A 21,064-nucleotide genomic window follows, 5' to 3' on the forward strand; every position below is an offset into this window, starting at 1 on the left:
GTTCGGATCGATGGGGAGAACCAGGTGCGGGGTCCGGCCGAGAAGCGTCCGGTACGGCACGGAATCCCGAGACACGCCTGCCGGAGCCGCGGGCACGAAACGGTTCGGGGGGGTCATATCGCCATCCTGAACGAGCGCCCGACAGCCCGGAAGACCCCCTCACCGCCGCAAAAAGGTGGTCGGCTGAGGGCTCTTGTCCGTGGACTACGCCCCGCCGTTCTGCTATGCGCCTCGATGCGCAGTTGAGTGACAATTCATCTCGGCGTCGTGTGGCGTCTCCCGCGGTGATACCGGCTGTCTGGTAACTGCTCCTCGGGACGCATCAACCGTCGCTGGAGGACGCCCTCGAGACTCGCCGCGAGGGCTGGCCAGGACGCGGGACGAGGGCGGGCGGGTCCGGCCCGAGCGCTCAGCGGGAGGTCGCCGACACCAGCTTCCCGTCGGCGAGGTCTTCCTCTCGCAGGGTCAGCAGCTCCTGCATGCGACTGGCCACCCACTCCTGCTCGTCGAGGATGGGAGCGAGCCTGTCGAGCAGCATCATGCCGGCGTCCGTGACGCGGGCGACGCCGTCACTGGTGTCGACGACCTCGACCGCGCACGCCCGCGACAGGTCTTTCAGGTGCCGCCGGACGGCGGTCTCCGAATGGTGCTCGTTCCTGGCGACGCTGCCGATGCTGCCGTGCCTCGCCAACGCTCGAAGAAATTGCCAGTGCCGGGCGGTGATCTGGGGCTTCGCCACGTCCTGCGACCTCTCGTCTCGGATTGATCGTCAGGTTCTGACCGGAATGTCGAGCCAGAACGAGGGCTGTGCCGGGCATGCTCGATCTCGGACGACCGGTGTGACGTCAACCGGCCCGTGATGCAGGCACATTCCGCTGGAGGGACTCGACCACGGTGGGGTCCACGACGACTTGATGGTGCGCCGCAGAGCTGATGTGGTCCGACAAGGGACGCCGTGGGGGTCGCTCTCGCGGCGGGCGTCGGCGGGCCGCTCGACCCCGGGGACCGTCACGGCGGGCGCGACGACGTACGCCGTGACGTGACGCGCGACAGAGCGACGTGGACGCGTGGACATACCGACCCCCTACGCACGCCGACGCCAGCGCCACCGTGCCTCGCGACCGGCCCCTGCGCGGTCGAGCAGGGCTCACCCAAGGCCAGCGGCCTGCGGCCTGCCAGATGCGCCCGGATCGCGAGACGGCTACAGGCCGCGCAGTCACGGGCCCGCGCCGGGCTCATGACACGGCTGCGGAGGCGTCCTCCCAGGTCGCCTCGTTGCGTCCGCGTTACCGCGGTTCATGGACGTTTGTCCACAAAAGGGCCAAGAATGAGAAGACTCTCATAGTCTTGAATGCTGTGACCGCGCTGCTGCGCGCTCGGCGCTCGCGGGCCCGAGCCCACGGCTCACGGTCGGGACGGCGCGCCCGTCGTCTCACGGACCTCGAACAGGCACTCCACGATGACGGGTAGCCCGCCGCGCAGCGAGACCGCCCCCAGCACCGACCGGGTGTGGATGCCGGCGTCGCCGAACACGTCGACGAACAGCGTCGACAGGCCGTCCAGCGCCAGGTGGTGCTCCGCGTAGTCCTCGGTCGCGTTGACGAACCCCTGCACCCGCACCACGCGCACCACCGCGTCGAGCGAACCGAGGAAGTCGCGGACCGTCGCGAGCACCTCGAGCCCGGCAGACCGTGCGAGCCGCGCACCGTCGGCCGTCGTCAGGTCGCGGCCGAGCCTGCCGGGCGTGTGCGGCGCGCCCGGACCCTTGCCGGACACGAACAGCAACGCCCCGACCTGCACGCAGCTCGCGTACGTCGCCTGCGGGGAACCCGGGGTCGGCAGGTCGATCCCCAGCTCGGTCAGGCGTTGCTCCGCGGACCACGGCATCGTGCGACCTCCCGACGTCGATGTGCCGGCGACGCTACCGACACGTGCGTGACGCCGGCGCTCCCGTCACTCCTCGGACAGCGGCATGACACCCCGCTCACCCGGTGACCGTCGGCGCGGTGATCGTCTGCCCTGCTGGCGGCCCACCGCCCCCGTCGGCCGTCACCAGACCCGTACCCGGGACGAACGAGTTGCGCGTCTCGGACTTCTTGCCCGCTACGAAGAACTCGCCCTGACCTACCGCGGCGGCGCCGTCCTGGCCGCGATCTTCGCCTGGCTCCGCACACCCTCAGGGAGACTCGCCGTCGTCCTCGCCGGGCAGACGTTCCCAGCCGTCCGGCACGGGAACCGCTGCCCATCGCGCGTCGGGCAACCACGCGTCCCAGTCGGCGTCGAACGGCCAGCCTGCGTCCCTCGCGTGCTGCAGCAGCCGAGCGCCGACCACGCGGACGTGGCGGGCCTGCAGGTCGGTGACGTAGCCGCGGTCGACCATCCACGCGAGCTCGTCCTCGTCCTTGAAGCCCACCGTCCACGGGCCGCCGAGCGGGCTGCCTGCGGCGACCACGTCGAGAGCCCAGTCCTGCGTGTCGAAGCCGACCGTGGACCGACGCCACGGTGACTCGAGGTTGCCGTACCAGTGGTCCGTCCACCGCTCGCCGTCGTGCCACCGCCACACCGACCACCGGTCACCGCGCCGGTGGACGCGCACCACCGTGTGCCCCTGCCAGACACGCTCGTCGTACGTGCCGTCCCACGCCGCAGGCAGGACGATCCGGCCGTTCGGCCCGGCACCTGTCCCCGCGCGCATGCGCACCCCCGAGCCGGGCCGGGTGGACACGACCATGACGTCGTCGTCGTCGAGCACCACCGTGCCGGCGACGGCGTAGCCGACGGCGACCCCGTGCGGACGGCCGTGGTCCCGCACGCCGCGCAGCACGACGGGTGCGCCGCGCTCGAACGGGGGCGGTTCGGGCACGGGCGGGAGCGGAACCTCGTCGTGGACCACCGGCCCACGGTACCGACGGGCCGGGTGTGTGGTCGGTGTCGACGGTGAGGGTGTGGACGGTCGCGACGAGCCGACCAACGTCAACCCGACGAGGCCCTTGGCCCCGTACCCGGTGATCGTGGCAACCACGTGCGGGTGCGTGGTCGACCCATCGACGGCGACGGCGACGGCCGTGTCGCCCACGGCCAAGGGTCGATCGCCTTGACCGACCCTTCAGCCATCACCACACCGGTACCCGGCACGAATGAGTTCGTCTTGCACGTCTCGGACTTCTTGTTGTCCGCCGCCTTGCGCGCCTGGCCGTTCGCCCGCTTGGCGTCGTCGACCTCACGCGACGTGCGCGAGGCCACCGTGCGCGACTGGTTCGCCGCCGCCTTCGCCTGCTCCGCAGCGGTGTTCGCCTGCTTGATCGCCGCCGAGTCCGGCACGACCTTCGGGTTCCACCTCGGGATGTCCGCCAACGCCTTGCTCGCGGCCCTGAGCTTCGAATACCCCTCGACGAGCCGCTAACCCACACCGATCACGTTGATCGCGACCTTCGGGGGAAGTCATCGACACATTCACGTCGATCAACCGGTCCCGACCGTCCCTCGCGCCCTGAACGATCCGTCAGGTGTAGGTCGAGATGTCATACAGGGCGACCTCGGCGTTCCCCCGCGCGTCCGGGTCACTCAGCAGGTCTGTCAGTATGGGAATGAGTAGCTGATCGTCGACTGCCCCATGTATCCGCGCCAGATGCCCAACAGCGAGAGCCGCGACCGAGCGGACCGATCCATCTGGATCGTGCATCAGTCCCGCGAGCTGTTCCTCGACCCATACCCGGTCAGGATCGCGAAGAGCGATGGCGATAATCGCCTCGCGCAGCGTGAGGAGGTCTCGCTCCGCGAGAGACCGCGCCAGATCCACGCGCCCGAGGCCTCCCGGCTCGCAGTAAGTCCGCCGACTCATCGCATCTTGCCCTTCCTGTTGACCAGACCTGCCTGTTGGAGAGCGTTCTGCATCTGGTGATTCAGTTCATTCCACTGTCGCACATGCCCGTGGAACTCTCCCTTTCCTGGGTGAGTCTCGTCGAAAACCACAAACTCTTCGTTCTCCTTGTCGACCCCCACGCGCCGTGTCGTGTTGGGGCCGATGCTCACCGACTCGTCAAGAACCCCTTGACCGTTCGTCGGGCCTGGCGCGGCGTTCCCTCGCTGCGTCGGCCCGCGCTTCGGGCTGGGAACAAAACTAGGGCTCCGCGCGGACGCGGGACACGAGTCGTTGAGATCCTGGGCATCACTGATCGCCTCCCGAGACCCCTTGCCTCCTGGCAGCCTGTCGTTGTGGGTGACGACGTCAGTGCGGCCCGCAGTGACGACGGTGTACGTGTGGTCGGTGTCGACCGTCAGGTTGTGGACCGGCGCGACGACCGTGTCGTGCTCGACCGCTCCGATCGTGACGGGTATGCCGTCCGGGTCGACGAGCTGGTCCCCGACCTGCAGGTCCTTGGCCGGCACCCACTCGCCGCCGGCCGTGAGGAACAGGTGACCGTCGGTCGCAGTGATCGTCTCGCCCGCGGGCGGCCCACCACCCCCCGACCCGACCAAGGTCAGGCCGACGAGATCCTTCGCGCCGTGCCCGGTGATCGTGGCGACCACCTGCCGGTGCGTCCTGGACCCGTCCGCAGCGACCGCCACGACCGTGTCACCCACGGCCACGTCGTCGATCGCCTTGACCGACCCGTCGGCCATCACCACACCCGTGCCCGGGACGAACGAGTTGCACGTCTCGGACTTCTTGTTCTCCGCCGCCTTACGCGCCTGGTCATTCGCACGCTTGGCGTCATCGACCTTCCGCGACGTACGCGAGGCCACCGTGCGCGACTGGTTCGCCGTCGCCTTCCCCGCCGCCGCGCGCTGCGTGCACGCCCACGGGATCGACTCCTAACCAACGTCGGTGCATCGTCGGACACCGACCTGACGCGAGCAGTATCCCGAAACAATGCAGCACGACGCGATCAGAGATCTGATCAAATCATGCTCGTCGACGTTCGTGACGCCTCAGTCGATCTGATCAGTCTCCCACCACCGCAGGGGCGTCACGCCGTCATTGTCATAGACGTTGCCGTAGTACCACTCGGCGGAAGGGTGCGAACGGGTGAAATCGGCGAGAATCGCTTCGATTGCAGAGAACCCCGCAGCGACCGGCACCGTGTAGACGGTGAGCGAGGGCGTCTGACCATCTCGCCGACCACCCAATGCACTCATTCGGCGGAAAAGATCGTCTCCCTGGTCTGCGGGGGCAAAGACATGGATGGCGAGATTCCCCGCTGCTGACCGGCCGTGCTCGCCTCGCCTCATCAAGCTCGATCACGTCGTCGGCGGCGATACCCTGTGCGAGACCGGGTGAGGCGATCAGGCGCCACCTTCCCTCACCCATCTCTTCGACGAGGACTTCCTCGTCGACCCGCTCGCCAGACGTCTTTTCGGCCGCCCAGATCCGCATCGTCGTTGCTGCCATTAATCCGTCCTTCCGTACGGGGCACCACAGCTGCCCCGCTCGACGCACGACATGCCAGGCTTGGGTCTGCCACGGTTACCTGCGCTGAGGTTGCACGCGGCACCTTCGAGGCAGACATTCTCAGGGCTCAGGTTCCCACCCTTCGAGGTAGGAACGTTGCGGTGTCCGAGGTGCATGTTGGCGGGGTTGGTCGACGTCTGGCCGCAGCGCCAGCACTCGTAGACCCCGTCATCGACCGCGTCGATGAGAATGTGATGCGCTGATCGCCGAGACGCAACAAGTCCCGGAACTCCGGCAACGAGGTCGGAATACTCTCACCCACTGCCTCCAGCACGTCGACCAGTCCGGATCGAACTTCCCTCGCCGTCTGCAGGCCGGCGCCGAGAAGTCGGTCGACCACCACGACCGGGTCCACACCGAGCGCCCACCACTCGACGTACGCGTCCGATGCGCCCACCCCTGGTCAGGACTCGCACGTCGTGAGCGAGGTCCCGTCGCGACCTCCGACAATTTGATAGTACAATTATCACCGTTTCCAAAATCTCTGGTCGGCAACGGAGACAACGTTCGTTCTGTCGCAAGAACGTAAAACGAGTTGAGCAGCAGAATGCTGGGTTCCCGCGATTTTGCCACCACCCTCGATGCGCGACCTACTCCCCCTCAAGGATCGCTCGGGAGTGCTCTTTATCAAGGATTGCCAGGACGCTTTCGGCAGCCCGCCAAGCGTTGTAGCGGTCACGCTCCCTCGCGACAACGACGAGAGCCCAGTACCCTTTAATTGCTTCCAGGCGGCAAGCCTCGCGCAGATTATTTTGACGAGGTTCGGGGCTTAGGGGCGCCGAGCTGGGTCCAACCATCCGTCCGAGAAGGTCGAGCGACGACGCAAGAGCTGCGGGCTGGATCGAGCCCTCGGTTACGGCTGCAATGATGACAGACACAGCAGCTGGAGAGCAATCGAACAGGTGCCCCTGCGACTCGACCACGTTCTCGAGTCTCTCATAGGAACCGTCGTCTGACTCCTCGGTTGCGAAAAGAAGCATCTCGAGGTCCCTGGCTACCGCCGCCGCCTCCGGGCCACTTCCGGACTCCGTCATGTCCCAGTGGATAAGCTTCAACTGGCGTTGCGCGACCGATGAACTCACCTTCCCCACGCTCCTCCCGCCTGGCCAGGTGTGCCTGGCGGAAACAGACCTTGACCAAACTGTGGCTGGCATACCCTCGCGCAGACAGGTATGACCTGCCAGCTTTCGCTAGCCGACCCCTTCGGCTGACGCCAACCCATCGGCTCGGTCAGCCGTGCGTTCGGCACGGCGGCTCGTGCGACCTCCTCTGCATGGCGTCCGCCGATCTCGGAGGCGAAGGACCCGACCTGTCCCGTTGCGTCGTCATATGCACCGACGAACACCGCGGGGCGCTCCTTGTAGCGATCCAGCCCTTGCATGGCACTCCCCATCCGCCGCCAAGCCACCATGCCGCATGAGGCCGTAGCACTCCCGGCATCCACACCTCCTGCAACCGAGTGTCCAGGTCTGCGACACGCTGTCGCACGTCAGCGGTCTCGCCGTACGCGTGCAGCGGTGGGGACGTCAGAAACTCTTCGAGGACCGACCGAGGACTTGCGTCGTTCAACAGGCTGTACTCATCTCCGACATACCCTGCAAGGACGTCGTCGACAAAACGGCTCCACCGCGCCATCGCAAAGATCGGAAGAATGTCTGCAGCTCGCCCGAGAGCACTGCGGAAGAGCCCGTCACACGCGACTACATAATCGGGCGTCAACATTGCGTCCTCTTGGGCGCCCTCGTGGACGTCACTCTCGGAGTGCATCTTCGAAGTATCGCATCCCGCGCTCGGGCCGGAAGAACGTCGTCACCCAGCCGCTGGCCGATCTCACTCCGAATTTCCGGTCGTATCCGAACCGGAGCACAGCACCGTCCCGCGCACGGATTCCGTCCATGAAACCCAGGCTGGCGCATCACATGACGGCTCGGTGTCGGCTTCCTACACCATTATTGCCACATATGAACCGTCTCCGAACTTCAAGCTGTCCAGGACGCCAATCTCAAGTGCCGCTCCGCGACTGGGCGCACTCACCGCCCTCATTCTCCGGTCAACTACAAGTCGCGATGTTCGCGAAGCACGACCTCGCAACGATCGAGTAGAAGCATGGACGCGACGACGTCGACACCGGCTGAAGCATCGTCGAACTCACCGTAGGTTCGAGCTACGCACCGGGCGCCCTCAAGGAGCATCGCTGCTGCTATTTCGAAAAGTTTCCGACGGTCACCTCCGACACTTCCGAGTGACACAGGTGTCTGATCGCCCGATCCAATCAAGACTGAATCCAGGGCCCGACTCGCGACCAACGCCTCCGCGATGTTCGAACGCGCTATCTCAACGTGGCCATAGACTCTGGCGCGACCGTCGCCTTCATCTTCATGCCACCAGCGTTTCTCCCCCGCAAGACCACTGAACGCGCTCACACCGGGAAGTTGCCATGGTCCACTCAACTGGAGACGGCGGGCAGCCAGACGATTCGATACGTCGACGGACCCCAACCTTGCGATGAGGACCCATGACGAGGAAGCGAGTCTAGCTCCCACGTCAGCAACCACGGCCGCGAACTCTGCAGCGGCCGCACTGACTCCAGCTTCATGGTCGGCACCGGGCACATCGAACGACATGACGCCGTACGAGTCGCCAAGCGCAGCGGCCTGAAGCGCGGGCCAGGAGTCCAACGTCTCGCGAGTGATGCGCATGGTGCTAGTAATCATAGTGCGCACCGTCCTCCGTGTTGAAATGCGGCCCTCGATTCTGCGTCGGGTCGTCGGGGAAGACATGGCCTCCTGCGTCGTCTCGAATTCGCGCGGTGCGCGTACCACCACCCGGTGCAGGAATATCGAACTCGTACAACCTCCCGGGCTGGACATTCCCCTTCTGTCGAGATTGGGGAGCGTGCGGGTCGGGCTCATGCTCGCGGGAACGCCAGAGTCGCGCTTTGCTTGATTCAGCGCCCCCGACCGTCCCGCCCCGACCGGGGACAGATTCGATGGACGCTTACCCTGAGCGGGGCATACCTCGGCGTCCTGCGCACCCTGAATCGTGTCGCGAAGGCCTTTCCTACGCGGCAAGTTGTCGTTATGGGTGACGACGTCAGTGCGGCCCGCAGTGACGACCGTGTACGTGTGGTCGGTGTCGACGGTGAGGTTGTGGACCGTGGCGACGACCGAGTCGTGGTCGATGGCGGCGATGGAGACGGGCGTGCCATCGGGGTCGACGAGCTGGTCCCCGACGTGCAGGTCCTTGGCCGGCACCCACTCGCCGTCGGCCGTGAGGAACAGGTGACCGTCGGTCGCAGTGATCGTCTCGTCCGCGGGCGGCCCACCACCCCCCGACCCGACCAAGGTCAGCCCGACGAGATCCTTCGCGCCGTGCCCGGTGATCGTGGCGACCACCTGCCGGTGCGTCCTGGACCCGTCCGCAGCGACCGCCACGACCGTGTCGCCCACGGCCACGTCGTCGATCGCCTTGACCGACCCGTCGGCCATCACCACACCCGTGCCCGGGACGAACGAGTTGCACGTCTCGGACTTCTTGTTCTCCGCCGCCTTGCGCGCCTGGTCGTTCGCACGCTTGGCGTCATCGACCTCGCGAGACGTACGCGAGGCCACCGTGCGCGACTGGTTCGCAGCCGCCCTCGCCTGCTCCGCAGCGGTGTTCGCCTGCTTGATCGCAGCCGAGTCCGGCACGACCTTCGGATTCCACTTCGGGATGTCCGCCAACGCCTTGCTCGCGGCCTTGAGCTTCGAATACCCCTCGATCAGCCGCTTGCCACCGCGGACGCGGTCATGGTCTGCCGCGACCGTCGCGTTGTTGGACCGGGCGCCGAACGCTCAGAGGTTCGACGCCACACGTCCGGCGAGACCCATCATCGCGACACGGCCTGCGACGCGTTCACCGATCAGCCAACTGAAACGAGATGAACTTGTCGTCACCAAGGCGCCGCCTCACGTCCCGTGGTGCCGAGCTTCCGACCGTGGAAGGATAGCGATCTCTCGGCTACCACACCGCCGGCGTTCGCTCGAATCACCCCGCGAACTAAGCCGAGATTCCGAGCGCGAATGGGACGGACCGGTAGAACTCGCGATAGGCAGGCTCTTCCTCGCTGTCGGCGATACGCTCCACGAGAACGACGAACTCCTCGATGTCGGAGGGCGTCATCTTCTGCAGCTCATGTGATATCGCCTCCATGCCCGCTACAGCCACGTCCGGATCGACCTCCGAGTCGTCCGAGTTCTCCAGCAGGAGAAGTGCCGCGAGAACGCTCCTGACGAGTGGTTCAGAGTTCATTCTTCATCCCGCGATCCTGACGCTAATCGTCGACACCTTGGCGTAGTCCAAGAAGCGATTGGCCGCGGCGGCGGCTTCTGCTGTGGGCAACTCCCATACTGCCTGATACCCGTTGTAGGCCGCCACCCCGGCCTGTCGCCGGGCCTGGTCCACCGCCTTGGCCGTGAACATCGGGTTCGTCTTGCGGTCGATGATCTCAAGACCGTCGAGTCCGTCGAAGCGCGCAGTCACCACGCTTCCGTCCGCGCCTGGCATCACGAGCTGGGGGGCCATGGAACGTCCTGTGGCGGCGTTCGAGCGCGCACCCGGTGCTCCGGACTGATAGTCGTAGGCACGGCGCGACATCGACGGCCGTCCGGAACGGAGGTCGCCCCCCTCATCAACCCATCGGCAGCTGTTGGCCACCTGGGCCCCGCCCATGGCGTCACGGACGCTGTCGTTGTGCGTGACGACCGGGGCGCCGGTGGTGGTGGCGACGGTGTACGTGTGGTCGGTGTCGACGGTGAGGTTGTGGACCGTTGCGACGACCGTGTCGTGCTCGACCGCTGCGATGGCGACCGGCGTCCCGTCGGGGTCGACGAGCTGGTCCCCGACCTGCAGGTCCTTGGCCGGCACCCACTCGCCGCCGGCCGTGAGGAACAGGTGACCGTCGGTCGCAGTGATCGTCTCGTCCGCGGGCGGCCCACCACCCCCCGACCCGACCAGCGTCAGGCCGACGAGATCCTTCGCGCCGTGCCCGGTGATCGTGGCGACCACCTGCCGGTGCGTCCTGGACCCGTCCGCAGCGACCGCCACGACCGTGTCACCCACGGCCACGTCGTCGATCGCCTTGACCGACCCGTCAGCCATCACCACACCGGTACCCGGCACGAACGAGTTCGTGTTGCACGTCTCGGACTTCTTGTTGTCCGCCGCCTTGCGCGCCTGGTCGTTCGCACGCTTGGCGTCATCGACCTCCCGCGACGTACGCGAGGCCACCGTGCGCGACTGGTTCGCCGCCGCCCTGGCCTGCTCCGCAGCCGTGTTCGCCTGCTTGATCGCAGCCGCGTCCGGCACGACCTTCGGATTCCACTTCGGGATGTCCGCCAACGCCTTGCTCGCGGCCTTGAGCTTCGAATACCCCTCGATCAGCCGCTTGCCCACACCGATCGCCTTGATCGCGACCTTCGCAGCCTTGAACATCTTTCCCCACGGCACCGCGTTCAACGCCGTGGAGATGCACGCCCCGACATCGCCCTCACTGATGCACTTCTTCGCATCGGTGTACCCGATCAGGTCCAGCACCAGACCGACGATCTCGTCACCGATCTGCGCGACGAACGCCTCAGCCTCCTGAACCGCCTTCTTCGCCGCCGCACGCTGCGTCACATACGGATCGGTCGCCGTCGGCTGCGGCGCCCCGCTCAGGTGGTGCGGGCGCGGCTCCCTCCCCGTGGGGTCCGTCATCGCTGTCGGACGGTTCGACGCGTACGCGTACGACGACACCGCCGTCACCTGCCCCGAGCCCACCACCGGGTCCACCGAGTCGAACCGACCCGTCCCCGTGTCGTAGTTGCGCGCCCGCAGGTGGTACCTGCCCGACTGCGTGTCGTCGCGGTACCCACCGGTGAACTGCATCGGGTTGCCCGGCGCGTCCTCCGCGAGCCGCTGCCCACCGGCCTCCAGGTCGGTGCCCCGCGCCCCACCGAACGGGTCGTAGTCGTAGGCCCACTGCGCCTCACCGGCCGCCGACACCACCGCCGATGTGCCGCCCAGCCAGTCCCGCACGTAGTGCGAGAACTGCTCCCCGCCCTCGGCCAGACCCAGCGGCGACCCGTCCGGCGCGTACAGGAACGAGGTCGTCCCCTCCCCGTCCGTCCCGGTCCGCGTCTCCGTCGCGATCGTCGGCAGCCCGCCGTTCACGTCCCACGCCCACGCCGTCGACCCGGTCGCCCCGGCCTCGTCCGTGCTCGTCGACGACAACCGCATCCCCGCCGCGTCGTACGCGTACGTCGTGGACGTCCCGTCCGACGTCGCCGAGGCGAGCGTGCGGTCCAGGTGGTACTCGTACGTCTCCTCACCGTCCGACGTCAGGTTGCCCTCGGCGTCGTAGGTGTACTCCCGCGTCCCGGCCTCGACGTCCGGGATCCCGGTGAGCGTCCCGGTGACGGTCGTCTGCTCGCGGGTGAGCTGGTCGCCCGCGTCGTACGTCGCCGTGGTCGTGGCCTTGCCCGTCGCCGTGGTGACCGCGTGCGACGTGCGGTTGCCGACCAGGTCGTAGCCGTAGTCGTACCGCTCGGCGGCCGGCGCCCCCGGCTCGCAGCTCTGTGCGCCGTAGCAGGCGGACGTCAGGCGGTGCGCCTTGTCGTACGCGTACGACGTCGCCTCGACGACCTCCGGCCCCCCGGCGTTGCGCGTCTCCGTGATGCGTAACGGGTTGCCGACCGCGTCCCGCACGACGTCGTGAGCCGAGACGACCTCGCCCCCGGCGCGGGTCGTCGCGACGCGCGTCATGCGTCCCGCCGGGTCGTACGAGCGCTCCTCCGTCAGCCCGGTGGCCCCCGGGAACGTGATCGACGTGAGCTGGTCGGCGACGTCCCACCCGAAGCCGTACGTCGCCGAGCGCCCCGCGCCCGCCGCCGTGAGCGACGTCAGGCGGTCCGCGACGTCGTACGACGCCGTGACCGTGGTGCCGTCCGGGTACGTCCGCTCGGTGAGGTTGTCCTGGTCGTCGTAGCCGTAGGTGAACGTCTCCACCGCACCGCCGACATCGGTGCGCGTCACCTCGGACAACCGCCCGGTGGTGTCGAACTCGTGCGACCGCACGCCGCGCGGGTCGGCCATCGAGACGAGCCGGTTCTTGGCGTCGTACCCGAACGTGAACAGCTCACCCTGCGTGCCGAGCTTGCGGCTCACCAGCCGGTCGAGCGTGTCGTACTGCAGTGCGACCGTCCGCGCGTCGCGGTTCGGGTCGAGCCGCGGGTCGCCCTCGACGACGCGCGCCGTGACGAGCTGCGTGAGGTTGGAGTTCGCGTCGTACACGTACTCCCGGCGCCGCCCGTTGGCGTCGGTCGACGCGACCGTGCGCCCGGCACGGTCGTACTCGAGCTTCGTCTCGTGCCCCAGCGGGTCACGACGCCCCGTGATCTGGCCGTTGGCGTCGTAGGTGTACCGCAGGACCTGCTGGTCGCCCGTGGCGTCGGGTCCGCGGACGGTGAGCAGCCGGTCGGCGGCGTCGTAGCCGTACTGCACGGCCGAGCCCGCCGCGTCCGTGGCGCTGACGAGCCGCCCGACCGCGTCGTACGCCGAGCGCGTGACGTTGCCCAGCGGGTCACGGACCTCGACCGGGTTGCCGGCCTGGTCGTAGGTGTACCGGGTCGTGAACGCGGCCGGGTCGGCCCCCTCGAGGTGACCGCGCGGCTCGGTGATCGCGACCGGTCGGCCGTCGTCGTCGTACTCCCACGTGATGACGCCACCCGAGGCGGTGACCTGACGCGTCGGGTTGCCGACCTGGTCGTACTCGATCTGCGCCGGGGACGCCACGCCCGAGCCGCCCGTGCGGCGGTTGGCGTCGTCGTACGTCATGCCGAGCGCGTCGCCGTCCTCGTCCTTCATGCCCGTGACGTTCCCGGCGGCGTCGTACGACATCTCCGTCGTCGCGCCGAGCTCGTCGATCTGCTCGACCGGGCGGCCCAGCTCGTCGAACCGCGAGTCGACCTGGACCAGACGCCCCTGGGCGTCCGGGCGCTCGGCGCGCACGAGGTTGCCCCGGAAGTCGTAGTGGAACGTCGTCGTGTACGCCGCGCGTCGCGTCGCCAGCGCCTCGTCCGACTCCCCGTCGCGCTGCGCCGCGTTGCCCAGCGGCAGGCGCTCGGTGGCGACCCGCCCCTGCCCGTCGTACGTCCAGGTGGACCGGTTGCCCTCGCCGTCCGTGACCGACGCCGTGCGCCCCGCCGCGGTGTACGTGTACTCCGTGACGTTGCCCTTCGGGTCCTTCAGCGTCACCAGGCGCGACGAGTCGTCGTACGTGTACCGGGAGGAGTTCGCGAGCTGGTCGGTGACCACGACGACGTTGCCGATCTCGTCGTACGTGGTCTTGACCGGCGCGTCCTTGCCCGGGTCACGGCGCTCGACGAGCCGGTCCTGCTGGTCGTAGGCGTAGCGCGTGCGGAACTGGTCCTTGTTCGCGCCGGCGACCGTGCCGCGCGGGTCGACGACCGACACGAGCCGGCCCGTCTGGTCGTAGGTGAACTCCGTGCGGCGTCCCGTGGGCGTGACCTCGGCGGTGCGGTTGCCCACGGCGTCGTACTCGTACCGCGTCACCTTGCCGCGCGGGTCGGTGCGCGTCTCGAGCAGGCCGCGGCTCTCGTACGTGTACTTGTACCCCTCGTCCTGCTCCGGGTCCTTCTGGCCGGTGATCCCGTTCTGCTCGTCGTACGTGTACGTCCAGGTGTTGCCGCGGCCGTCCGTGTGCGTCCGGAGGTTGTTGCCCGCGTCGAACGCGTTGCGCTCTCTCCAGTCGAACGGTGCCGGCGCCTGGCGCTCGACGGGGTTGCCGGCAGCGTCGTGCAGCGCACCGGACTGGTTGCCCTCCGGGTCGACGACGAGGGACTCGTTGAGCTTGTCGTCGTACCGGTACGTCACGGTGTCGCCCTGGCCGTTGCGCGACCACAGCAGCACGTTCTCGCGGTACCCGTCGCGCGAGACCACACCGTCGGGGTCGGTCGTCGTCGCGACCTCCTCGGCCGCGTCCCACGCGAACGTCGTCACCGCGCCCGCGGCGTCCGTCTGGCGCACCACGCGACCGTCCGCGTACTCGTTGGCGACGTCCCGCTTGCCCCGCGCGTCCTGCACGTGGTCGAGGCGCCCGGCCGAGTCGTAGTGGTACTGCCACGTGTAGTTCCGGGCGTCCTGCACCTTCAGCAGGCGGCCGTCCTGGTAGTCGAACTGCACGCTGCGCCCGTCGGGGAGCGTGAGCTTGCTGATGGCGCGCACGTCCTGGCGCATCTCGACGCGCACGACGCGGCCCGCGGCGTCCGTCAGCGAGGCGAGCAGGCCGTTCGACCCGTACGCCAGGGTCACGCCGTGGCCGCGGGCGTCGGTGACGGACAGCAGCTTGCCCTGGGCGTCGAACGTGAGCCGGCGCTGGTCGGGCGGGGTGAGCACCCAGCCGCCTCCGGCGCGGTCGGTCAGCACGGCGCGCACGCCCGCGGGGCGCTGGTAGCCGTCGGCGGTGCGCGCGTACACGGCCTCCGAGCCGTCCTCGGCGCGCACCCGCACGGCGTCGGCGCCGGCGTCGGGGGCGACGATGCGGGCGTCGTACGTCCACGTCCACCCGGCGCCGAACATGCCGGTCCCGGTGTTGGCCGACGAGTAGAAGCGCACGGCCTCGAACGGGATGCCGTACGACGTCATCGTCAGGTCGCGCTCGGTGCGGTTGAACGCGCCGGTACCGGTGTTGACGAGCGCACCGCGCAGCTCCTGGCCGTCGACCGTGCGGCCCAGCACGTTGGCGCACGCGCAGCCCGCGGCCTGCTCGGCCGGCAGGGCGGGAGGGGTCGCCGTCGTGCGGGGGTTCGCGGGCGCCGACGGCGGCGAGTCGAGCGTCGTGCCGTCGTCCGCGAGCAGGGAGATCGTGACCGTGTACTGCCGGGCCGGGTCCAGCGTCCAGCCGTCGGCGGCACCGAAGCTGCGGCAGAACTCGCGCGGGGCACCACACCGCGACAGGTCCTCGCGGCCCAGGTCGGTGGACACCTGCTGGGTCCCGGCCTCGACGTCGGTGACGGTCGCGCGCCAGCGGGCCCACGAGGTCGGGTCCCCGTCCGCGACGTCCGCGTCGAAGTACACGACGAGCGACGTGTCGCCCAGCAGGTACCCGGGACGCACGACGAGGTCACGGGCACCGCCGTCGGCGAGCACCTCCGCCGCCGTGGCGGCGAACGTCGGCGCCTCGCCGCTGAACTGCGACCCGGACGGCCGCGCGAGGCCGGGCAGCAGGGGCGGGTTGACCGGCGCCTGCTCGGACACCGGGACGGCCGGCGGCTCGATCGGGACGTCGTCGGGGTCGCCCTCGCGGACGGCGTTGGCCGGCAGCGGCCGCTCGACCGGTGCGGCTCCGTCCTGCGCGACCGGCGCCGGGGGCGCCGGTGCCGCGGCGGCGATCGGTGGTGCGAGCACGACCCCGGTGACAGCGACGACAGGTGCCAGGACGTACGCCGTGAAGAGACGCACGACGGAGCGACGCGGACGCGTGGACATACCGACCCCCTACGCACGCCGACAGCCATGTCACCGTGCCTCGCGACCGCCCCCTGCGGCAGTCGAGCAGGGCTCACCCAAGGGGCAGCGACCAGCGGTCCGCCAGGTGTCGCCCGGATCGCGAGACGACCACAGGCCGCACGTCGCGGGCCTGACCGGCACGGACGCCGGCAGCTCGCGGAGGCGTCCTTGCAGGTCGCTCCGGCGCGTCCCACTTGCCCAGGATCATGGGCGTTTGTCCACAACGGCGCCGAGCATGAGAAGACTCTCATGCTCGGCGGGGGTTGAGGCCTGCCTGCGACTCAGGCCCTCAGCCGCTGTTCGACGGGCGTCCACCCCCGCACGCCGCGAGCCGCACGTCCGCCAGCACCGCCTGCGCCGCCGAGCTCGCAGTTCGGCGGTGACCGGCGGCCGAGAAGCCGCCGAAGTGCGAGCTCGGCGGCTACGCGACAGCCCGGCAGCCCGGCAGCCCCGTGCCTCAGCGCATCGCGTGCTTCTCCGGGATCGGCGCGTCGCCGCTGGCCCGCTGCGCCCGGTAGTGCGCCCGCGCCTCGTCCTGGCGGACGCGCTCGACGCCCGACGCGATCGGCGCGCGCAGGTGCTCCGGGCCGTAGCCGAACGCGTCGACGAGGTCCTGCGCGTGCGGCCGCAGGCGCCCCAGCAGGCGGTCGATGTACGACGTCACCGTGCGCGCGCGGCCCGCCGACAGGCGCCCGTTGATGAGGTACCAGGCCAGGTTGCGCTCGATGAGCGTGAGGCCGAACAGGTCGCGCACCCACGTCAGGACCTGCCGGGTGCCGGGGTCCTCGACGCGCTCGACGGCCCGCGTGAACGCCTCCCAGTGCACGCGCTCGGCGTGCGCGCGCGCCGCCTCGATGAGCTGGTGCTGGTGGGTGTTGAACAGGTCCGCCGCCTTCTCCGGGCTGAGCCGGCGGGCCGGGGCGAGGGCCTGCGCGACGTGCGCGACCATCGTCTCGACGCGGTCCGTGAGCAGGTCGCGCTGGGTCTGCGTGTCGCGCAGCTGCCCGACCGACCGCCGCGCGTCCCCGCGGTCCCCGAGCGTCTGCACGGCCCGCACCAGCGGCGTGCGGTGCAGGGCGGCGTCCGTGACGCGGTCGACGACGAACCGCGCGAGGTCCCCGCGGTCCGTCTGCACCGCTGCGAGCGACTTCGCGTAGTCACCGAGCAGCCGCTTGGCGACGAGCTGGTAGAGGACGGTGTTGTCGCCCTCGAACGTCGCGTAGACGTCGAGGTCGGCGTGCAGTCCGGTGAGCCGGTTCTCCGCCAGGTAGCCGGCGCCGCCGCACGCCTCGCGGCAGACCTGCAGCGTGCGTAGGGCGTTCCACGACGACGTCGGCTTGAGCGCCGCGGCGAGCGTCTCGAGGTCCTCGCGCTGCTCGGGGGTGTCACCGCGGCCGGAGAACACCTCGTCGAACGCCGCGAGCAGCTCCTCGTGGGCGAACGACGTCGCGTACGCGTCGGCGAGCAGCGGCAGCAGCCGGCGCTGGTGCTGCCCGTAGTCCAGCAGCACGACCTCGTCGGCGGTGCCGCCCGCGAACTGGCGGCGCTGGTTGCCGTACGTCACCGCGATCGCGAGCGCCATCTTGCTGGCGTTCGCCGCGGCGCCGTCGAGCGAGACGCGGCCCTGCACGAGCGTGCCGAGCATCGTGAAGAACCGGCGACCCGGGCTGGCGATGGGCGAGGTGTACGTGCCGTCGGGGGCGACGTCGCCGTACCGGTTGAGCAGGTGGGTCCGCGGCACCCGGACGTGCGTGAAGTGCAGGCGCCCGTTGTCGATGCCGTTGAGGCCGCCCTTGACGCCGTCGTCCTCGCCCCCGACGCCCGGGAGGAACGCGAGCGTCTGCGGGTCGCGGATCGGGACGTAGAACGCGTGCACGCCGTGGTTCACGCGCTCACCGCCGGGGGTCGCCGTGACGAGCTGGGCGAACACGACCGCGGCCGTCCCGTGCACGGCCGCGTTGCCCAGGTAGTCCTTCCACGCGTTGCGGAACGGCGTGTGGATCACGAACTCCTGCGTCGCGGCGTCGTACTCGGCGGTCGTGCCGATCGACGCGACGTCGGACCCGTGCCCGGCCTCCGTCATCGCGAACGCGCCGGGCACGCGCAGGTGCATGGCGTCGGCCAGGAAGGTCTCGTGGTGGTGCTCGGTGCCCAGGTGCAGGATCGCGGACGCGAACAGCCCCCACTGCACCCCGGCCTTGATCTGCAGCGACGGGTCCCCCGTGACGAGCTCCTCGAACCGCGCCAGCGAGCCGCCGTGGTCGTCGGCGCCGCCCAGGTGCGTCGGGAAGGCGCGCAGGACGTCGTGGTCCGAGGCGAGGCGGCGGAGCTGCCCGAGGACGCGCTCGCGGTGCTCGGCCATCGGCTGGCCCTCGATCTTCTGGAAGTCGGGGTCGGCCGTGACGGCGCGCGCCTCGCGGCGCAGGTCCGCGTACTGCCCCAGCAGCAGGTTCTCCAGGGCGGCGACGTCGACGCGGGGGGTGGTCGCGTCGGTGGCGCGGGTCGTGGGGCGGTCGGTGGTGGTGGTCATCGCTGCTCCCTGGGGGTGTGGGCGGCGGCGTCGCCGGCCGTGTGCTGCTGGTCCGCCGGGAGGGCGGGGTCTGCGGGGCCGGTCGGGCCTGCGTCGTCGTCGGGGCGGACGGACGTGGGGCGCGGGTGGGTGCGCGCGAGCATGCCGACGGGCCCGGCCCACAGCCATGCGGCAACCTGCGCGGTGAGCGTCGCGCGGTCGGGGCTGCCGGGCTCGGCGCGGTCGGCCAACCACCGCTCACCGGCCCCGCGGACGAAGCCGACGGCCCCCGCGGCCCAGGTCTCGGCGAGCGCCCTGGTCGCCGGGTCGGGGGTCGGGTCGGGGGTCGGGTCGGTGTCGTCGGTGCCGGGGCGGCGCGCGACGCTGCGGCCGTCGCGGTCCTCGGTGAGACCGCGCGCGAACGGTGCGGCGACCAGCGCGGTGACGGAGTCGAGGAAGTGACCGAGCGGCCCGCCGGACTCCACGGACCCGTCGCGCGTGACGAACGCGTAGACGTGCGGCGAGGACTCGATCATCTCGAGGTAGACCGCGACCATCGCGCGCAGGCCGTCGCGGGGGGTCGGCGCGACCCGCAGGACGCCCTCGAGGGCGCCCTGCATCTGCCCCACGACCATCTCGGCGACCGCGATCTGCAGCCCGGTCTTGTCGCTGAAGTACCGGTAGACGATCGACTTCGACGTGCCGGCCGCGGCGGCGATCTCCTCCATGGAGACGTCCGGCCCGCGGTGGTGGACCGTGCGGCGCGCGATGCGCACGAGCTCCGCGCGGCGGGCCTCGCGGTGGTCGGCCCAGCGGGTCGAACGGCCGTCCGCTGGGGCTTCGTCGGCCGCGTCGTCGGGCGCGTGCGCGCCCTGGTGGTCCGGCGCGGGCACGACGAGCCGCACGACGGACCTGTCCGTCGTGGCGGCACGGGCTCGGGTCGGGGAGGTCGTCGTCGACGTTCCCGGAGTGACGGGGCTCACGCAACTGAAGGTATCAGGTACTGTGGGTTCTGGACACCGATCGGGGACGAACGTCCCTTCCGTCATGGGCAGGTCCACGACACGACCGCACGCCACCGACGCCGATGCGAGAGCGAGCGCCACATGGCCACCCGCAACCCGAGCACCTCGACCCCCCGCGCCGCGTACGTCCTGGGCGGCAACCGCATCCCCTTCGCCCGCGCCGGCGGGAAGTACGCGCAGTCCTCCAATCAGGACATGCTCACCGCCGCCCTCGACGGGCTCGTCGCCCGTTACGGCCTGCAGGGCGAGTCGATCGGCGAGGTCGCCGCCGGCGCCGTGCTGAAGCACAGCCGCGACTTCAACCTCACGCGCGAGGCCGTGCTCGGCTCGGCGCTCGCGGCGACTACCCCCGCGTACGACGTGCAGCAGGCGTGCGCGACGGGCCTGGAGACCGTCGTCTCGCTGGCGAACAAGATCCGCCTCGGCCAGCTCGAGTCGGCCGTCGCCGGCGGCGTCGACACGACGTCCGACGCCCCGATCGCCGTCAGCGACCGGCTGCGGCGCGTGCTGCTCGACGTCTCGCACGCGAAGACCCCGCAGCAGCGGCTCAAGGCCCTCGCGCGGCTGCGCCCGAAGGACCTCGCCCCCGCCACGCCGCGCACGTCCGAGCCCCGCACCCGGCTGTCTATGGGAGAGCACCAGGCCCTGACGACCGCCCAGTGGCAGATCACGCGCGAGGCGCAGGACGAGCTCGCGCTGCGCAGCCACCAGCGCCTGGCCGCCGCCTACGACTCCGGGTTCTTCGACGACCTCGTCACGCCGTACCGCGGCCTGACGCGGGACGCGAACCTGCGCGCGGACACCTCGCTGGAGAAGCTCGCGAAGCTCAGCCCCACGTTCGGCCTCGGCCTGGACACCCCCGCCACGATGACGGCCGGCAACTCGACGCCGCTGACCGACGGCGCGTCGACCGTGCTGCTCGGCTCCCCCGAGTGGGCCGCCGCGCACGACCTGACGCCGCTGGCCGCGGTCGTCGACGCCGAGGCCGGCGCCGTCGACTTCGTGCACGGCGTCGACGGGCTGCTCATGGCGCCCGTGTTCGCGGTGCCGCGCCTGCTGGCCCGCCACGGCCTGCGCCTCGAGGACCTGCAGTACGTCGAGATCCACGAGGCGTTCGCGTCGACCGTGCTCACGACGCTCGCCGCGTGGGGGTCGCCGGAGTTCGGCCGCGAGCGCCTGGGGCTCGACGGCGCGTTCGGCACCGTCGACCCCGCACGGCTCAACGTGCACGGGTCGTCGCTGGCGGCCGGGCACCCGTTCGCCGCGACGGGCGGACGCATCGTGGCGACCATCGCCAAGGAGCTGCACACCCGGCGCGCCGCCCAGGTCGCCGCCGGCGACGACTCCCCCGTCCGCGCGCTGATCTCGATCTGCGCCGCCGGGGGCCTGGGCCTCACGGCCCTCCTCGAAGCCGCCTGACCGGGCCGGACCGCCCTCCCACCCCACCCCCCCGGGCGTGAGAGGGCGATCCAGTCCCCCCGTTCCTCCCCTCTCTCCCCGCGAGAGAGCAATCCAGCACCGCACCCGACG

Annotated in this window: 14 protein-coding genes and 1 pseudogene; 2 read left to right on the forward strand and 13 right to left on the reverse strand. The window is 70.0% G+C overall.

Annotated features, from left to right (window positions below; genetic code table 11):
* Nucleotides 1–409: 409 nt before the first annotated feature.
* The 3 genes from OKX07_RS16410 to OKX07_RS16420 form a co-directional block, all read right to left on the reverse strand.
* Complete coding sequence (locus tag OKX07_RS16410) at nucleotides 410–739, reverse strand: helix-turn-helix domain-containing protein (protein WP_265629059.1); 330 nt, start codon at nucleotides 737–739, stop codon at nucleotides 410–412.
* Nucleotides 740–1,404: 665 nt separating this feature from the next.
* Nucleotides 1,405–1,887, reverse strand: a complete 483-nt coding sequence (locus tag OKX07_RS16415) for a RidA family protein (RefSeq protein ID WP_265629060.1) — start codon at nucleotides 1,885–1,887, stop codon at nucleotides 1,405–1,407.
* A gap of 289 nt (nucleotides 1,888–2,176) precedes the next feature.
* Nucleotides 2,177–2,893, reverse strand: coding sequence for a DUF402 domain-containing protein (locus tag OKX07_RS16420; RefSeq protein ID WP_265629061.1), 717 nt, complete (start codon nucleotides 2,891–2,893; stop codon nucleotides 2,177–2,179).
* Between the two features lie 129 nt (nucleotides 2,894–3,022).
* Between OKX07_RS16420 and OKX07_RS16425 the strand changes: the two genes are divergently transcribed.
* Nucleotides 3,023–3,403, forward strand: coding sequence for a hypothetical protein (locus OKX07_RS16425; protein ID WP_265629062.1), 381 nt, complete (start codon nucleotides 3,023–3,025; stop codon nucleotides 3,401–3,403).
* A 99-nt stretch (nucleotides 3,404–3,502) separates the two neighbouring features.
* Here the strand turns inward: OKX07_RS16425 and OKX07_RS16430 are convergent, their stop codons facing one another.
* From OKX07_RS16430 to OKX07_RS16470, 10 genes and pseudogenes are all read right to left on the reverse strand, one after another.
* A complete protein-coding gene (locus OKX07_RS16430) occupies nucleotides 3,503–3,799 on the reverse strand; it encodes a hypothetical protein (RefSeq protein WP_265629063.1) in 297 nt (98 codons plus the stop codon).
* 38 nt (nucleotides 3,800–3,837) lie between these two features.
* Nucleotides 3,838–4,746 carry a polymorphic toxin-type HINT domain-containing protein gene (locus OKX07_RS16435; RefSeq protein ID WP_265629064.1) on the reverse strand — a complete coding sequence of 303 codons (909 nt, stop codon included), beginning with the start codon at nucleotides 4,744–4,746 and terminating at the stop codon, nucleotides 3,838–3,840.
* 186 nt (nucleotides 4,747–4,932) lie between these two features.
* A complete protein-coding gene (locus OKX07_RS16440) occupies nucleotides 4,933–5,232 on the reverse strand; it encodes a hypothetical protein (RefSeq protein ID WP_265629065.1) in 300 nt (99 codons plus the stop codon).
* 810 nt (nucleotides 5,233–6,042) lie between these two features.
* Nucleotides 6,043–6,534, reverse strand: coding sequence for a hypothetical protein (locus tag OKX07_RS16445; protein ID WP_265629066.1), 492 nt, complete (start codon nucleotides 6,532–6,534; stop codon nucleotides 6,043–6,045).
* 1,621 nt (nucleotides 6,535–8,155) lie between these two features.
* Complete coding sequence (locus OKX07_RS20475; protein WP_416220881.1) at nucleotides 8,156–8,305, reverse strand: HNH/endonuclease VII fold putative polymorphic toxin; 150 nt, start codon at nucleotides 8,303–8,305, stop codon at nucleotides 8,156–8,158.
* Nucleotides 8,306–8,538: 233 nt separating this feature from the next.
* Nucleotides 8,539–8,940: pseudogene (locus tag OKX07_RS20480) on the reverse strand (polymorphic toxin-type HINT domain-containing protein); the annotation flags it as partial.
* 550 nt (nucleotides 8,941–9,490) lie between these two features.
* Nucleotides 9,491–9,742, reverse strand: coding sequence for a hypothetical protein (locus OKX07_RS16455; protein ID WP_265629068.1), 252 nt, complete (start codon nucleotides 9,740–9,742; stop codon nucleotides 9,491–9,493).
* 3 nt (nucleotides 9,743–9,745) lie between these two features.
* Nucleotides 9,746–15,979: an RHS repeat-associated core domain-containing protein gene (locus OKX07_RS16460; protein ID WP_265629069.1), complete on the reverse strand. Its 6,234-nt coding sequence runs from the start codon at nucleotides 15,977–15,979 to the stop codon at nucleotides 9,746–9,748.
* A 478-nt stretch (nucleotides 15,980–16,457) separates the two neighbouring features.
* Nucleotides 16,458–18,530, reverse strand: coding sequence for an acyl-CoA dehydrogenase (locus OKX07_RS16465; RefSeq protein WP_265629070.1), 2,073 nt, complete (start codon nucleotides 18,528–18,530; stop codon nucleotides 16,458–16,460).
* On the reverse strand, nucleotides 18,527–19,492 hold the full coding sequence (locus tag OKX07_RS16470; protein ID WP_265629071.1) for a TetR/AcrR family transcriptional regulator: 966 nt from the start codon (nucleotides 19,490–19,492) through the stop codon (nucleotides 18,527–18,529). The genes OKX07_RS16465 and OKX07_RS16470 overlap by 4 nt, the downstream gene beginning before the upstream one ends.
* A gap of 123 nt (nucleotides 19,493–19,615) precedes the next feature.
* Here OKX07_RS16470 and OKX07_RS16475 point away from each other — a divergent pair, with 123 nt between their 5' ends.
* Nucleotides 19,616–20,953 carry an acetyl-CoA C-acetyltransferase gene (locus tag OKX07_RS16475; RefSeq protein ID WP_265629072.1) on the forward strand — a complete coding sequence of 446 codons (1,338 nt, stop codon included), beginning with the start codon at nucleotides 19,616–19,618 and terminating at the stop codon, nucleotides 20,951–20,953.
* Nucleotides 20,954–21,064: the final 111 nt, after the last annotated feature.

It is taken from the genome of Cellulomonas sp. S1-8, assembly GCF_026184235.1.
Classification (GTDB): Bacteria; Actinomycetota; Actinomycetes; order Actinomycetales; family Cellulomonadaceae; genus Cellulomonas.

Coding starts and splice junctions, on each gene's coding strand:
- OKX07_RS16415 (WP_265629060.1), bottom strand. CDS start 1,887: ATGCCGTGGTCCGCGGAGCAACGCCTGACCGAGCTGGGGATCGACCTG.
- OKX07_RS16440 (WP_265629065.1), bottom strand. CDS start 5,232: ATGAGGCGAGGCGAGCACGGCCGGTCAGCAGCGGGGAATCTCGCCATC.
- OKX07_RS16455 (WP_265629068.1), bottom strand. CDS start 9,742: ATGAACTCTGAACCACTCGTCAGGAGCGTTCTCGCGGCACTTCTCCTG.
- OKX07_RS16460 (WP_265629069.1), bottom strand. CDS start 15,979: ATGTCCACGCGTCCGCGTCGCTCCGTCGTGCGTCTCTTCACGGCGTAC.
- OKX07_RS16465 (WP_265629070.1), bottom strand. CDS start 18,530: ATGACCACCACCACCGACCGCCCCACGACCCGCGCCACCGACGCGACC.
- OKX07_RS16475 (WP_265629072.1), top strand. CDS start 19,616: ATGGCCACCCGCAACCCGAGCACCTCGACCCCCCGCGCCGCGTACGTC.